The sequence below is a fragment of the Deefgea piscis genome, from assembly GCF_019665785.1.
Lineage (GTDB): Bacteria > Pseudomonadota > Gammaproteobacteria > Burkholderiales > Chitinibacteraceae > Deefgea.
In genome coordinates, this window is the sequence record NZ_CP081149.1 from 3,232,067 (window position 1) to 3,248,028 (window position 15,962).

Here is a 15,962-nt window from a genome sequence, read left to right on the forward strand (position 1 = left end):
CGATGCGGTTTATTTTTTCTTGATTTTACTGCGAGCGGGTTTGGCTTTAGCGCTGGCCTTTTTGGCTTTAGATGGTGTGGCTTTACGCTGACTGGTTTTACTACTTTTAAGCGCAGATTTTTTGCTCGATTTGACTTGAACTGATTTGGCAGAGGAACGTGTTGATTTTTTCACCGCTTTACTGCGACTGGATGGCTTTTTGCTATAGCGAGCTGGGCTCGCTGTTTGCTGGCTAACCTTGGCTGGCGTCGCGACTTCTTTTTTGACCGGCGCTTTACGCACAATCGGCACTGCAGCAGCAGGATCATCAAATGGCAAAGGGGCATCTTCAGCCCATACCACTGTCGCCATTACCATTGAAACCATGGCCGCTAATAATTTTCGCAACACGTCATTCCTTTGTATTCAATCTCAACTACTGCGCCCATGCGCTGCAAAGCATTATATAACGAGCAATCATAAAACTTCGCAGTACTTTCCTACAAAACCATCCCCTTTGCGCGATAAAAAATCACAGCATGCCGTCAGCAAAAGTAATTATTTTAGCTCTCCACGCAGGACTGACGAAATTGCACTAAAAACACCCCAAATAAAATCAATCCACCACCCAGGTAATGATAAACATGCAAGGTTTCGCCCAAGACCAGTACCGCAATCAAGGCAGTCAATAAGGGCAGTAGATTCATAAAAATCGCCGTTTTTTCGCTGCCCATTCGCCCAATACCCTGCATCCAGCAATACGCCGCCACAATCGACGAGGCAATCCCTGCAAATAACACCATGCTGATCGCCGCCGGCGCAATCGCCAAGCTCTGCGCGCTCAGCGCCACTGGAATCAAAAACAGCACGCCAAATCCAATCTGCAAATATAAATTCAACCACGGCGAAAACGGCAAAGCCCAGCGCTTTAATAAAATGCCATATAGCGCATACGCCAGCGCACCGATCAACATCAAGCCATCACCATGGTTAATCCCTCCGGCCAATAAACGACTGGGCTGGCCTTGGCCGAGTAGATATAAAACACCAAGCAAGGAGAAACCCACGCCAATCATCGCCCTGCCATTGGGCCTAAAGCGAAAAAACGCCCAGTTGAGCAACAAACCCAATAAGGGGATCAAAGCACAAATCACGCCCATATTGGTCGCGGTGGTACTGTGTGCCGCAAAATACGCCAAGCATTGATACAACACCATGCCGAGCAAAGCTAATACCGCAAACTTGGGCCAATAGGGCCCGATCGCCAGCCGTTGCCGCCAAAGTTTGGGCGCCATGATCGGCGTTAAAATCAGCCCAGCGATTAACCAGCGATAAAACGAAATCGCCGCCGGATCAATCACGCCTGCTGCAGCTTTAGAGACCACGGTATTACCCGCCCAAATCGCCACCGCCACCAATGGAAAAAACCAGTTCATCCTCACCTCATGCAAACCACAATACGCCACAGCAGCGCCGATTCACCCGTGTGGTATTGAGCACGCAGTGTAATCCCGTCCGATTCAATGGCTATAATGCAAACCCGACAAACGTATCGTGTATTTCGGACCATTTATGCCGCCAGATCCACCGCCTTCGCCGCCGTATAACCCTAGCGATCTAGCACTTGAAGCTCCCAAACTATTGCAGCTGCGCCACGAAGCCGTCGATGCCCACACTGGCTACGCACTGCATCGCCATCCTTGGGGACAAATTAATCGCATCAATTTGGGACTGATCGAAATCACGCTGGGCTTGCCACCCAACGAGCAGCATTTAATCGCTCCGGCGGATTTTTTAGTCTGGGTGCCGGCCCAAATGCCGCATACCGCCTATATACGCCAAGCGCTTAGTTATACCTCAGCGTATCTTGGCGATGAATGGGCGCAGCATCTACCAAAAACCGCCTGCTTAATTAGACAAACCCCGCTAATTCGGGCGCTATTTGATGACTATGCCGCACGCCAAGTGAGCAGTACCACCGCGGCCAACGAGCAAGCACAAGCCACCTTGTTGCTCGAACGACTGATCAGTGCCGATCAACACACCAGCTATTTACCGGAAACCACGCACAGACAACTGCGCCCGATTCTCGATGCTTTACTCGCCCAGCCCGGCGACACCACCACGCTAGCGCAGTGGGCGCAACACGTGCATAGCACCGAGCGCACGCTGGCTCGGCAATTTCAACGCGAGCTTGGGCTGAGCTTTATTCAGTGGCGTAATCGCCTACGGCTGTTACGCGCCCAAGCAGCGCTCAAAGAACACCACGCGATTCAAGATATTGCGTGGCAATTAGGCTACAGCCATCCTTCGGCTTTTATTGCGATGTTTCGCCAACACACTGGCCTATCGCCAGAACGCTACCGGCGCCAATGGCGCAATCATCAAAACGATTAAATATAAAAAACCCACGAATGCGGAGTATTTACCGCTTAGGACTGACAGTCATAGGCTGCATCACAATACCCCACAATTAAACTGAATCACTTCATTCTTTCAGCACACGCTCCCTTCACATCGACGGCGTTTATCGCTTTATTTTCCGCGCAAAATTACTTAATACTGACCAAAAAATTACTAAATCAGTGTTTTCCCTATTAATCACGGTTAAAAATGGATGTTAAATTACATTGGCATTTTCTAATATGTCAGCTTCCGCCCCCGACACAGCACGTTTTACCCAGCACAACACCGCATTAGACGGTGAAACCCCCTCTTGGAGAACACCATGCGAGTAGGCTTAGTCACAGACTCTTGCTGCGATTTACCGCGCGAATTTTTAGACCAGCATCAAATCGTCATCTTGCCGATCACGATTCAAGGCAGCGATAGCCAATTTATTGATCACCGCGACCCCGTCGCTACTCGTAATTTTTATCGCCGCCAAGCCGCCGTAGGCACGTCGGACTTTGAATCCAAACCCTTCTCGGTCGAGCAAATCCGTGAATTATTCAAAAGCCGACTGATCTTAGAATTTGACTCGGTGTTCTGTCTGACGGTGATGCAATCGCGCAGCCAAATTTTTAACCACTGCACCCAAGCCGCACGCAGCATCCTCACCGAATACCGGCCGATTCGTGAAGCCGCCAATTTAAGCAAACCATTTGCCGTTCGCGTTTTTGATAGCGCCAATTTATTTTGTGGCCAAGGGCTGATCGTCGCCGAAATCGCCCAACTCATTAGCGAGCAAGCCAGCCGCTCGACCATCACCCAGCACATTGAGCGGCTAAGCCGCAGCGTACAAAGCTTTTTAATGCCAGCCGATCTAGGCCAACTGCGCCATCAAGCACGCCGAAAAGGCGATAAAAGCGTTGGATTTTTATCGTATGCCTTTGGTAGTGCGCTCGACATCAAGCCCGTTATCCGCGGCTATCGTGGCGAAACCAGTCCTGTAGCCCGCATTCATGGTTTTCAAACTGGCGTCGAAAAACTATTCGCCATGGCCGAAAACCAAATTGAGCAAGGTTTAGTCGCCAACACCATTTGCGTGAGTTACGGCGGTGACCCTAGCGTCATCAGCGATATGCCAGCGTATCAACAATTACAACGAGCGTGCGCGCACGCCAAGGTGCAATTACTGCTGTGTGAAATGAGCACTACTGCTGGCGTGAACATCGGCGCGGGTGGTCTGGCCATCGCCTTTGCCGCCGAAACCGAAGCCGTGCTCAATTAGTTCGGTGGCGATACTTAGCCGAAAATGCACGTCGTAGCATGCCCACCCTAACCTTCCCCCATCAAGGGGGAAGGAAAGCGCCTGCGGGATCAAAACATAATCTGAATAGCCCCCATAAAAAGCAGGTATTAGCCAGAAACCCAATCAAATATTTGTATAGCCTGCTATACCCTACCTATATAATCAGATCCAACTTGGGAAACCCATTCGCAGCATCGTCGCTGGCCAGACCGAAATATGCCGACATCATTTACACGTAACCCTCGTGTTTTCCCGCATAGCGCAACAGTTGATCGTAAGAAATTGCAAGCTCAAGCGCATATCAGCACAATAGCCAAAACATCAGAAAACAATAATATTGCGATAGGGGATAACAATATGGCTCGAGCTACGCCTTTCTCATTGCGCGCGCGCTTAGTCTTTGCCGCGGCGATCACCGTCATCACTTTGATCTTGCTGGTCTGTATGATGCTGCTGCAATTACGCGGCGAAATGCTGGATGATCGTAAAGACAAAGTCCGTAATCTAGCCGAATCAGCACAATCGATTGTGGCGCACTACGAGTCTCTCAGTCGCCAAGGCAAAATGGATCAAGCCAGCGCCCAAGCGGCGGCATTGCTAGCGGTGAAGGCGATTCGCTACGATGGCAAAGAATATTTCTGGATCAACGACACCACCCCCACCATGCTGATGCATCCGCTCAAGCCAGAGCTCGATGGCAAAAACCTCAGCAATAGCAAAGATCCCAATGGCAAAGCTCTGTTTGTTGAAATGGCCAATGTGGTTCGCAGCCAAGGCGCTGGCTTTGTTGAATACCAATGGCCTAAAGCCGGTAGCGATGCGCCAGTGGATAAAATCTCCTACGTCACCGGCTTTCAGCCTTGGGGTTGGGTCATTGGTACTGGGATCTATTTAGATGACATCAACCAACATTTCATCTCGGTGCTCCAAATCTTATTGCCCATCAGCCTGATTAGTTTGGCGCTAATTTGCTATGTTTTATGGGCGCTGGGCGCTTATCTATTTCGCTTGCTCGGTGGCGAGCCACAAGTGGCGGTGGATTTGGCGCGCAATGTGGCACAAGGGCAATTACAACAAGCAATTCATTGCGACCCTCGGGATCAAACCAGCTTAATCGCCGCAATGCGCGATATGCAGCAAGCCCTACGCAGCGTGATTGGTGAAGTGCACGCCAGCGCCGCGCAGATTAACAGCGCGGCCAATCATTTAGGGCAAAACTCGAGCGAGGTGGCGCTGCGCGCGCAACAACAAAGCGAATCAGCGGCGTCAATGGCGGCGGCAGTAGAAGAAATGTCAGTCTCGATCGACCATGTGACCGCCAATACTGATGAAGCCAGCGAGCTGGCGCGCCAAGCTGGCCAGCAATCAACACGCGGCGCACAAGTGATCCATAGCGCCACCAGTGAAGTGCATAAAATCGCTAATTTGGTTAAAGATTCTTCGAGCAAAATCGAAGAGCTCGGCCGACAATCGCAAGAAATCTCATCCATTGTCAGCACCATTAAAGACATTGCCGATCAGACTAATTTATTGGCGCTCAATGCGGCGATTGAAGCGGCGCGCGCCGGTGAGCAAGGCCGTGGTTTTGCCGTGGTGGCCGATGAAGTGCGTAAACTCGCCGAGCGCACCAGTCAATCCACCGTCGAAATTGCCAAGATGGTGGGCCAAATTCAAAGCGGTACTCGCCAAGCCATCACCCAAATGGAAAGTGGCGTAGAGCAAGCCAATACCGGTGTTGCTTTTGCCAATGAAGCTGGCGTCGCTATTGACGACATTCGCCAAGGCGCCGAGCAAGTTCGCGAAGTGGTCGATAATATTAGTAGCGCAATTCGCGAGCAAAGCGTGGCCACCACCGAGATTGCCCGCAGTGTCGAGCAAATCGCGCAAATGGCCGAAGCCAGCGCGCTCGACGTGCAATCGAATGCCCATGCGGCCAAAGATTTGCAAAATCTATCGAGCCGGCTCAGCCAAGCGGTACAACAATTCAAACTCTAAGCTCAAAACAACTACGAGCCTCGCCGCATCAAGCAGATCGGCGAGGCCAGAAAGTGTATTCCAACCGCAAAACCCTGAATTAGGCCCACAGCGCGAAGTGCCACGGGTGGCTCGACCAATCATTCCCTGCGTAATACAAGCCACTACTATTGTATCTAATTCAATTTCTTCATTTCAATTATTCCATATGGGTAATCTTTCGAATTAACTTCATTAATGCCAAAATATTTAAAATAAATAAAAATATCAATTCTCAGTTTTATAACGAGACAGACTATCAAACAAATAAGGGTTAGCTTCCCTTATTGACGAACAACAAAGCTTGTCCAGTTAAGCATCTGCATTTGATTACAATTCACTCAATCCCCACGCATTACATCGCGATTATCGTAAAAACCACCCATTGAATAGGTAAATATCACCATTGAGCGATGGCTTTTAATTTTTGCCAAAGCAACCTTACAATGGAGATTCACAAATAAAAACAATAAAAATTCAATGAATTCAAATCAATAAGTCTTTGCTTACTACGAGATTTTAATTGCTTTCGTTGTTCCTGGCTTATTGATTGCGTCATTAGAATTTTATTAATCAGTTTTAAATGGAATCGATATGCAACCTCAAGTAAAAATAATTTCAGTTCTCGTTGGCGCTTTATTTTCTGGTCTCTCCGTGGCGAGCCCAAGTGCCGAAACTTTAGCCAAACAATTGCAAGTTCATGTCGAAGTTAAAGGTGCAGAAGCTGAAAACACATGTCAGCAACTGGGTGCCGATTGGGCCACCTGCTACCGCTCTACCATTACATTGAGCAATATCGGCAAAACATTAAACGACAAAGATTTTTCAATCATCATCCCGTCACCAAGAAGAATTTTAAGCGTCGATGGCGATCAATTTAAAATCGAACATATCACCGGTGATTTAAACCGTTTAACACCAACGGATAAATTTGCAGGTATTGCTGCTGGTAAAAGCATCCAAATCAATTTAATCAGTGAATATTGGCACGTTAGTGATTTTGATACCTTCCCACGCTGGATGGTGAGCGCTAATGGCCAAACCAAAACCATCAAAAACACTGATACCGAAGACATCACCCAATTTGCCACTCCACTGACCACAGCCCAAGGCAAACGCGCTAGCTCAGATCAAAATCTGATTTTGGATAGCCTAAAACGCTATGACGTTTACACCGCTCAAATCGATGCTGCGGCCAAAGACCGAATCATTCCAGCGCCGATTGAACAAAAAATCACCAAAGCCAATAGCGTTTCAATCAAACATGGCTTGTTCTTAAATCAAGTTGCAGCCGACAGCAAAGACGTTTTTGCCCAAGCACTCAAAAAATATAAGCTCCTAGCCAAAAATAAAGACCAAGCTTTGCTCGTCAATATTGCGATTGATCCAAAACAAATCCAATTGGCTGCAGCGAAAAAAGACGGCGGCTACACCTTAATCATTCAAGATGGCGTAGCCCAGATTCATGGTTTTGATGCTGCTGGCGCAATGAATGGTTTTAATTCATTGCTATCGCTGATCGATATTCAATCGAAAGACAATCTCTCTGAGATGGTGGTCAATGATGCACCACGCTACGAATATCGCGGCATGATGCTTGATACTGCGCGTAACTTTAAATCCAAACAGCATGTATTGAATTTAATTGACCAAATGAGCCAATTAAAATTAAACAAACTGCATTTGCATTTAAGTGACGATGAAGGCTGGCGTTTACAAATCAATGGCTTAGATGAATTAACCAGCGTTGGCGCACAGCGTGGTTTGAATACAAGCAATGAACAAACTCAATTATTGCCACAATTGGGCCATGGTACTGAGCCACAAAAATCAGATGGCTTTTATACCCGTGCTGACTTTATTGAAATCTTAAAATACGCCAAAGCGCGCAATATTGAAGTGATTCCAGAAATCGACATGCCAGGCCACTCACGCGCCGCCGTCGTTTCAATGGAAGCACGTTACAATAATCTAATGAAAGCCGGTAATAAAAAAGCCGCCGAGCAATATCGTTTATTAGATCCAAGCGACACTTCGCAAGTGACCACGGTTCAGTTTTATGACAAGAAAGGCTTTATGAATGTTTGCCTGCCTTCATCAAAAGACTTTGCTAAAAAAGTGATTGCTGAAGTTAATGCCATGTATACCGAAGCCGGTGTGCAATTAAGCACTTGGCATTACGGTGGCGATGAAGCGAAAAACATTATGCTTGGCGGTGGTTATGCTGGCGCAGCAGAGGCGAAACCGGGCCAAGGCATTATTGATAAAAAAGCACAAAACTTCCCTTATGAGAAATCACCCGCTTGCCAAGCTTTGGTTAAAAACGGCACTGTAGGCTCATTTGATGAATTAACCACGTGGTTTGGTAAAGAGATTAATAAAGAGCTCGTTCCCCACAAAATTAATTCATTCCAAAGCTGGCAAGATGGCTTGTCGCATTTAAAGAGCGCTAGCGAAATGACGGTTAAACCAACCGTTAACGTTTGGGATACTTTGTTCTGGGGTGGTACAGAGGTTGTTTCTAAATTTAGTCAAAAAGGATTTGATATTGTTTTATCCAATCCAGACTATTTATACCTCGATATGCCTAATGAAATCGACCCTGCTGAGCGCGGCTATTACTGGGCAGCGCGGGCTAACCCATTGAAAAAGATTTTCTCTTTTGCTCCGGGTAATTTAGCGCAAAACGCAGAAACCAGCGTAGATCGCGATGGCAAGGCAATGAGTATTACTTCACCAGCCACCGCACCAAGCATTAAAGGGATCTCGGGTCATTTATGGTCAGAAACGCAAAGAACCGATGCGCAAGCTGAATACATGATGTATCCACGTATCTTTGCCATTGCCGAACGGGCGTGGAATAAACCAAGCTGGGAAAACTTTAAAGCCAACACGGTTTATTCGAGCGAAAGTAAACATGTGAATCAACAAGCATTAGAAACTGATTACAATCATTTCGTGAATGCCGTTGGTGCGCGTGGTTTAGAAAAACTCGATGCGTATCAAATTCAATATCGTTTGCCAAAAGTCGGCGCTAAAATCATTAATGGCATGTTAAATGCCAATACTGAAATTCCAAATGTGCAAATTCAGTATTCAACCGATGGTAAGCAATGGCTGGTTTACGATGCCAATAAAAAACCAGCGGTTACGGGCAGCGTTTGGGTGAGAACCAGCAACGGCGATCAGAAAAACCCACGTTTTGGTCAAGCGTCTAAAGTGCAATAAACCGTAGTCAAAAAAAACGCCCGCAAGGGCGTTTTTTTTCGTGCCGTAAAAATAGTCTTCGCGATCCGGTGGCATGCACTGTGTTTATTCCACCCGACTTTGACTCCCGTAGTTTTATTGCAAGCCGCCCAATAATTTTTTTGCAATTAGCGCCAATACGGCGGGACGATTGCTGCAAGCGGCGATGCGGGTTTTGGCTTGCGGGGCGAGCTCAAGGTCATACGGGTTACGTCCGGCGATCAGCAGTAATTTGTCGGCGGCAATCTGGCGGATTAATTCACTTTGCCGCGCAAAGCGAGTGGCGTTATAGCTTTGAAAAATCACTTGCGCTGCGCTCGCTTGTGCCGCGATCACTTGCGCCCATTCGCTATCGTTCACCTGCGGGGAAATAATCATTTCGCTGACATCAACGCCCGCTGCTTGTAGCAAGGGCAATAAAGTCCCGCGCGCGCTGCGCGAAGCGCCCAGAGCAACTTCGTCGATCTCGGTGCGCTGCATTAATTCAACCGTGACCAGTAAAGTCGCAGCGTGTTGATCCAGCGGCAAACCGTGCATTTCAATCGCTTGTTCTTGCACTTGCTGCGCCAATGCCATCGCGGCGGGCGCTTGCAAATGGGCAGGCGGCTGCACTAGATCACGCCATTGCGTCATTGCTGCGGATTTTTTAAGCAGGGTAATTCGATCTAGGCTTTGCTGTACCTGATCTTTATCGATATACCCAGACTCAACGGCTTCAAGCAAAGCCTCGACGGCCGCCGCTTGCCGTGAATAAGTATGCGACACCAAAGCAATATCAGCGCCGGCCGCAATCGCTTGCACTGCGCCTTGTACGGTACCGGCAGCGCCGGGGCAGTCGCTGACCAGTGGGCGCGCGGCAATCGCATCCATTTCTAGGCAATCGGTAATAATCAGTCCGCCAAAACCCAACTGTTGGCGTAGCAAACCTGTGAGCACTTTGCGCGATAAGGTCGCGGGCAAAGTGGTATCGGGTTCGATGGCAGCAAACACGACATGCGCCGTCATCACTGCATCCACGCCTGCAGCAATCGCCGCCTTAAATGGCAGCAGTTCAACGGCGTTTAAGCGCGCTAAATCGTGTGCAACCAGCGGTAAAGCGTAGTGTGAATCGGTGGCCGTGTCGCCGTGGCCGGGAAAATGCTTGGCGGTTGCCGCAATGCCCGCGGCATGAATACCGCGCAGCGCCGCTAGGCCATATTGCGTGACCGTTGTGGCATCTTCACCAAAAGAGCGAATACCAATCACCGGATTAGCGCGGTTATTATTTATGTCTAAGCAAGGGGCAAAATTAATATTGATGCCCATTTGCCGCAATTCATCGGCAGCGATTTGGTGCAAAGCTTGGCAGGCTTCTATCGCATTGGCTTGCTGGGCTGGGCTGCTTACTGCTCGGGCGTAAGCCATCGCCGAAGGCATCGGGGTCACGCCCTCTTCGATGCGCATTACCATTCCGCCTTCTTGATCAATCCCAATCAACAGTGGCAAATCGCTGACCTCAGCATTGATCATTTGCAATTGCTGGCAAAGCGCCGCAACTTGCGCTGGCGTATCGATATTGCGGCGAAACAAAATCACCCCGCCGATGCGCTGCTGGCGAATTAGACTTTCAATCTCTGGATTCACCACAAAACCATCAAAACCGACCATCAGTAATTGGCCGATTTGTTCCCGTAATTGAATATGCGAAACAGCAATAGACATCAAAAAATCCTTTGGCAATCGGCCCATGGCGATTGTTCAATCAGCAAAAAAAAAAGGCCAAGATGGGCTTGGCCTTTTAACACTCAGTTAGTAAATCATTGTGGGTTTAAGCCACTAAACGGCGCAGCACTTCTTCGCGACCGATCAAGGCCAATACCGCGTCCACCGATGGCGTATTGGTGATGCCACACACTTTGGCGCGAATTGGCATGCCCACTTGCGGCATTTTTACGCCTTGTTGCTTAACAAACTCTTTAATCAACGCGCCCAAACTTGCCGCATCCCATGTTTCAAGCGCAGCAGCCGCTTCGGCAAATAGTTTCAAGCGTTCTTCGTCTTCTGGGGTCAAATGTTTATCAGCGATTTCTTGCGTTGGCGTTAATGCGCTATAGAAATACGCCGCTTGATCGGCCATTTCGAGCAAGGTTTGGCAACGATCTTTCAGCAAGGCGCACACATCAGCGAGCGCTGGGCCGCCTTCGATGTCCACACCTTTATCGGCCAAAAAGCCAGCAACACGCGCTGCGAGTTGCGCTGGATCGGCCGCTTTGATGTATTGCGCATTGGTCCACAGCAATTTGTCGCGATCCATCCGGCTTGGGCTGCCGCTGACGTCTTTTAATTCGAACCATTCAACGAATTGTTCCAACGAGAAAATCTCATCGTCGCCATGGCCCCAACCTAAACGTGCCAAATAATTGAGCAGCGCTTCTGGCAAAATACCTTGCTTATCGTAATCAACCACCGACACCGCATCGCGGCGCTTAGATAATTTAACGCCCTGATCATTATGAATCATCGGTAAATGGGCAAACAAAGGCACCGTGGCGTCAAGCGCTTGGTAAATCACAATTTGACGTGGGGTGTTGTTCACATGGTCGTCGCCGCGAATAACGTGGGTAATTTGCATATCCCAATCGTCAACCACTACGCAAAAATTATACGTTGGTGTGCCATCTGGGCGCGCCAAGATTAAATCATCCAGTTCATCATGGCTGATTTCGATCCGACCTTTCACTTGGTCGTACCACACCACCGAGCCGCCCATTGGGGTTTTAAACCGCACCACGGGGGTGATATCGCTCGGAATCGCTGGCAAGGTTTTGCCAGTCTCTGGTCGCCAAGCGCGGTTGTAACGTGGTTTTTCACCGCGGCTTTCGGCTTCAGCACGTTGCGCGTCGAGCTCTTCTTTACTGCAATAACAGTAATAAGCATGACCTGAATCGAGTAAATGCTGGATCACGGTTTTGTAGCGATCCATTCTTTGCATTTGGTAAAACGGGCCTTCGTCGTAATCCAAACCCACCCAATGCATGCCATCCATAATTGCGGCAACCGATTCTGGCGTTGAGCGTTCTAGATCGGTGTCTTCAATCCGCAAAACAAATTGGCCACCGTGTTTTTTGGCGAAAGCCCAAGAAAACAGCGCAGTGCGAACACCGCCAATGTGTAAGAGGCCAGTTGGAGAAGGGGCAAAACGAGTGCGAACTTTCATGGGCGCAGATCCGGCGAAAAGCAAAAATACTATTGTACCGGAAATGCGCAGCAATACAGCCCCAAAGCTCTCTTTCAAAAGCTATACGGCAGGCTGAATTATTTGGAAATTAATGCAGAAATCCGCGCCGAATTATAAAGCAGCAACTTGGCGTGGTTTAGCCTGACTGAGCTTGCTATTGATGTCTAAGGTCAGATTGCCCGGATTGTCGACCATCACCGTAGTCGAGAATTCTGGCGCAGTGATTTTGCTCGGTTGCTCAAAACGCACCAAAATATCGTAATAGGTTTTCAGTCTTTCAACATAAATCACTGGCGCACCACCGCGCGCATAACCGTATTTTAAAGTACTAAAATGTTCGGCTTTACGCAGCAAAGGTAAAACGCCTTTTAGATCGGTCCAGCTATCTGGATTTTTATCTAAACGCTGCGCCAAGGTGCGGGCATCTTCAACATGGCCCAAGCCAATATTATAAGCGGCCAAGGCTTGCCAAGTGCGATCAGGCTCTGGCACACGCTCAGGAATGCCTTTACGCATCAGCTGCACATAACGCGCGCCACCTAAGATGCTCTGTTGTGGATCAAGACGATTCACGCCAAGCAAAGACGCGGTGTCGTTGGTCAGCATCATAATGCCGCGAACGCCAGTCGGTGAAACAGAGGCATTGTCCCAATGCGATTCTTGGTAGGCCAAAGCCGCCAATAAGCGCCAATCAATGCCGGTTTCAGCTTCGGCTTTTAAAAAAGTCGCTTTAAATTGCGGCAAAGTCGATTTAATGCGGCTCAGATACGTCAGCGCATCCACCGGATCGACTCGATTAATATGGCCATAATAACGGTCTTGCAAACGGCCTAATGAGCCATCGGCCATCATTTGGCGGAAAAACGCCGACACCATCGTCGGTAATTGCTCGTCACCCTCCATCATGGCCCACGATAATTGCTGAGCACTGTCGCCTAAAGACTTGGAGATCGCCACATTGGGATAATAATTTTGTGCAATATCGGCCGCATGCGAATCCACCACGGCGTAATCGAGTTTGCCGGACGCGACCAATTCAATCAAATCTTCGTTATCGACTTGATCAACGGTATTCCAGAGTAAATTGGGAAACTTAATTTTATGTTGCTGCAGTGAAGCGGTGTATTGCGGCAAGGTACTGAGCGTGCCTTGGCCTTGTTCGATCTGACGCAAAACATGGCTTTCATTGCGCGCTGCGGGATAAACCAGAACTGGCTTCACCGTTTGATAGCCCGGGCCAAATACCAAGCCCTCACCATCAATATCACGGTGCACACCGACGGCCAAATGCGCTTCTTTACGCTTTAAACGCTGCACCACTTCGCCATACGTCGCGGCCATAATAAAGCGAACTTTTAGGCCATGCGCCTCGGCAAAACGGGTCACTAAATCGTATTCAATCCCCGCATAACGCCCTTCGGCATCCACGTATAAAGTGGTTGGACCATTTTGTACCAGCACGGTCAATTCTTTTGACTCCGCCCATGGTAATACACGTTGTGCTGTTGACGAAAGGTTGCCACAGCCCAAAAGTAAACACGCTGAGAGCGCAGTTAAGAATCTCTTCATGCCTAGCCTGTTGATCGTTAAGTTGGACGCATTGTGCCAAGATATTTGAAAAACAACAAATTATTCAAGCACATCTGTGAAATGTACCTGCAAGCCAGCGCCAAGAAAAACGCCGCCAAGCAGCGTCAATTCAAGCGTTGCACAAAAAAACACCTCAGAAACTTTTTAAGAAAATAAAAATTTTTTTTAACTGGTGCACACCAAGACATCGCAACCACCTTACAAATAATGGCATAAAATCCATAAAAAATAACCATTATAAATTTACACATCACTGACAAAAAAATCCACCAGCCAACCTTGAAGCAAATTAAGGACCCACTCAATTTCGCTCGCGCAACTGCGATAGCGGCAAAGCAATCGACTTGGCAAATTCGGTTTGTCGGCGTAAAATTCGCCCTCTTGCTGGAGAGGTGGCAGAGTGGTTGAATGTACCTGACTCGAAATCAGGCGTAGTAGCGATACTATCGGGGGTTCGAATCCCCCTCTCTCCTCCAAGCCCAATACAAAAAGCCCTGATGAAATCATCAGGGCTTTTTTCATGCTCAACGATTGCTTAATGGGTCATCGACATAAACCCTGTCAATAGTAAGCCCACCACACCAAAGTCAGTATCGCCAAAAGTGGTACCAGCAAAGCCCAATGCGCCTAAGCTGCCCAATAACAAAGCTGGCAAGAAGCTAATCAACAGACCATTCACAAACGAGCCGACGATTGCGCCACGCAGTCCACCGGTGGCATTGCCATACACGCCAGCCGTTGCGCCGGTAAAAAAGTGCGGGATTAAGCCCGGCACAATCACCGCCAAACAATAAACATCGCGAGCATCATGCCGGCATTTGAAAAACTCCAACGCTCGCCCGCAGCAATGCGCGCCATGATTGAAGAATTGGTGCTCGATCCAGTGAAATCACTACCCGAAGTGTTAGAGCGACAACTGCAGCGGCAACAGCAAGTGAGTATTGCGGCACTGGGTTGGGAAGATTTGGCGCGTTTGGATCGATTGCTATTGCTAGGCATTGCCGAGGGTCGGCAGCAATTTTATGAGACCAAATACCGGCTTTGGCTGGCTGAGCAAACAGGGAGTCAGAGCATTAGCGCTTCGCAAATACAAAGCAGCTTTAAAAAAATGCAAAGAAATCGAGTGATTGCGCAATTGGCGAATCAATGGGCTTTGTTGCACAAATCAACTAGAGGGTAAGTCACCCCTAACCCCAGACGGATTTATCCCACTCTTACCGTCATTGGCGTACCCAGTTGCGTGAAGCGATTTAAGATCGCTGCACGCACTTGCAACTCAGCCACCTGACGATCAAAGTCCCGCGCCATCACTCGTTCACCCAATAGTTTGAAGCATTGCATTTTGGTTTCTACCAAGCTACGTCGATGATACCCAGACCATTTTTTCCAGATGGCCCTACCCAAGTATTTGGTCGCCCGTAAGATGTCATTCCGCGCTCTCGCTCCAGCCGTATTTTCTTTCCGAAATTGTGCATTTTTCCGTGTAGGAATAATCGCTGCCGCACCTCTTGCCGCAATGGCATTGTGGCATTCTTTGGTGTCGTAAGCGCCATCACCGTAAATCGCCGCAATCTGTTCAGACTCGGGAATCTGATTCATCAATTCCGGCAAAATGGGCGCATCACCTGTTTTGTTATCGGTGACCTCGATGGCACGAATTTCAAGGGTTTCGGCATCAATGCCGAGGTGAACTTTACGCCACTGCCTACGATATTCAGCGCCGTGTTTTTTGGTTTTCCATTCACCTTCACCGAGCATTTTGATGCCTGTGCTATCGACGAGTAAATGCAGTCCACCCTGACTTTGACGGGCCGGAATCGTGACTTTCAGCGTTTTTTGTCGACGAGAGATCGTGCTCGAATCAAGAACGTTCCAATCTAAGTTGGCGAGCCGAAGTAGGCTTTCAACCATGCCGGTTGCTTGGCGCAATGCGAGGCCAAACAGGCATTTGATGGTGAGGCAGAATTGAATGGCAGCATCGCTAAAAGTGGGGTTTCGTCCGCGCTTGCCAGTGGGCTCAGCAGCCCATTTCAGCGCTGGATCAAGCCAAATCATTAATGCGCCACGCGATTTCAAAGCTGCGTGATAGCTTGGCCAGTTGGTGGTTTTGTATTTGTGGGGTGCTGGTTTGCTCATATCGCTATTCTATATCGCTATTCTACCAGCAGCATTGCGCCGCTGATTTGTGCAACAAAGCCGAATCAATGGCAAATCATTGATCCG

Annotated in this window: 12 protein-coding genes and 1 tRNA gene; 6 read left to right on the forward strand and 7 right to left on the reverse strand. The window is 48.6% G+C overall.

Annotated features, from left to right (window positions below; genetic code table 11):
- Positions 1–9: 9 nt before the first annotated feature.
- Together K4H25_RS15035 and K4H25_RS15040 are read right to left on the reverse strand one after the other, a co-directional pair.
- Positions 10–387 carry a hypothetical protein gene (locus tag K4H25_RS15035; RefSeq protein WP_221021216.1) on the reverse strand — a complete coding sequence of 126 codons (378 nt, stop codon included), beginning with the start codon at positions 385–387 and terminating at the stop codon, positions 10–12.
- A gap of 155 nt (positions 388–542) precedes the next feature.
- The gene (locus tag K4H25_RS15040) at positions 543–1,415 is read right to left on the reverse strand and encodes a DMT family transporter (RefSeq protein ID WP_221021217.1); all 873 of its coding nucleotides are present in this window, start codon (positions 1,413–1,415) and stop codon (positions 543–545) included.
- 136 nt (positions 1,416–1,551) lie between these two features.
- Between K4H25_RS15040 and K4H25_RS15045 the strand changes: the two genes are divergently transcribed.
- The 4 genes from K4H25_RS15045 to K4H25_RS15060 all read left to right on the forward strand — a co-directional run bounded on the left by K4H25_RS15045 (position 1,552) and on the right by K4H25_RS15060 (position 8,914).
- Positions 1,552–2,376 carry an AraC family transcriptional regulator gene (locus K4H25_RS15045; RefSeq protein WP_221021218.1) on the forward strand — a complete coding sequence of 275 codons (825 nt, stop codon included), beginning with the start codon at positions 1,552–1,554 and terminating at the stop codon, positions 2,374–2,376.
- Between the two features lie 331 nt (positions 2,377–2,707).
- A complete protein-coding gene (locus K4H25_RS15050; RefSeq protein ID WP_221021219.1) occupies positions 2,708–3,652 on the forward strand; it encodes a DegV family protein in 945 nt (314 codons plus the stop codon).
- A gap of 378 nt (positions 3,653–4,030) precedes the next feature.
- On the forward strand, positions 4,031–5,668 hold the full coding sequence (locus K4H25_RS15055) for a methyl-accepting chemotaxis protein (protein WP_221021220.1): 1,638 nt from the start codon (positions 4,031–4,033) through the stop codon (positions 5,666–5,668).
- Positions 5,669–6,280: 612 nt separating this feature from the next.
- Complete coding sequence (locus tag K4H25_RS15060; RefSeq protein ID WP_221021221.1) at positions 6,281–8,914, forward strand: family 20 glycosylhydrolase; 2,634 nt, start codon at positions 6,281–6,283, stop codon at positions 8,912–8,914.
- A gap of 114 nt (positions 8,915–9,028) precedes the next feature.
- Here the strand turns inward: K4H25_RS15060 and nagZ are convergent, their stop codons facing one another.
- From nagZ to mltF, 3 genes are all read right to left on the reverse strand, one after another.
- A complete protein-coding gene (nagZ, locus tag K4H25_RS15065) occupies positions 9,029–10,633 on the reverse strand; it encodes a beta-N-acetylhexosaminidase (protein WP_221021222.1) in 1,605 nt (534 codons plus the stop codon).
- A gap of 106 nt (positions 10,634–10,739) precedes the next feature.
- On the reverse strand, positions 10,740–12,128 hold the full coding sequence (gltX, locus tag K4H25_RS15070) for a glutamate--tRNA ligase (RefSeq protein WP_221021223.1): 1,389 nt from the start codon (positions 12,126–12,128) through the stop codon (positions 10,740–10,742).
- A gap of 132 nt (positions 12,129–12,260) precedes the next feature.
- Positions 12,261–13,763: a membrane-bound lytic murein transglycosylase MltF gene (gene mltF / locus K4H25_RS15075; RefSeq protein ID WP_308443253.1), complete on the reverse strand. Its 1,503-nt coding sequence runs from the start codon at positions 13,761–13,763 to the stop codon at positions 12,261–12,263.
- Positions 13,764–14,125: 362 nt separating this feature from the next.
- Here mltF and K4H25_RS15080 point away from each other — a divergent pair.
- Positions 14,126–14,215: transfer RNA gene (locus tag K4H25_RS15080), tRNA-Ser, on the forward strand.
- A 59-nt stretch (positions 14,216–14,274) separates the two neighbouring features.
- On the opposite strand, the gene K4H25_RS15085 is transcribed toward K4H25_RS15080, so the two are convergent.
- Positions 14,275–14,514, reverse strand: a complete 240-nt coding sequence (locus K4H25_RS15085; protein WP_221021225.1) for a PTS transporter subunit IIC — start codon at positions 14,512–14,514, stop codon at positions 14,275–14,277.
- A 33-nt stretch (positions 14,515–14,547) separates the two neighbouring features.
- Here K4H25_RS15085 and K4H25_RS15090 point away from each other — a divergent pair, with 33 nt between their 5' ends.
- Entirely contained in the window at positions 14,548–14,919 is a 372-nt protein-coding gene (locus K4H25_RS15090) for a hypothetical protein (protein ID WP_221021226.1), read from the forward strand.
- A gap of 23 nt (positions 14,920–14,942) precedes the next feature.
- Here K4H25_RS15090 and K4H25_RS15095 read toward each other — a convergent pair whose 3' ends face one another.
- Complete coding sequence (locus K4H25_RS15095) at positions 14,943–15,875, reverse strand: IS5 family transposase (protein ID WP_221021227.1); 933 nt, start codon at positions 15,873–15,875, stop codon at positions 14,943–14,945.
- Positions 15,876–15,962 lie beyond the last annotated feature (87 nt).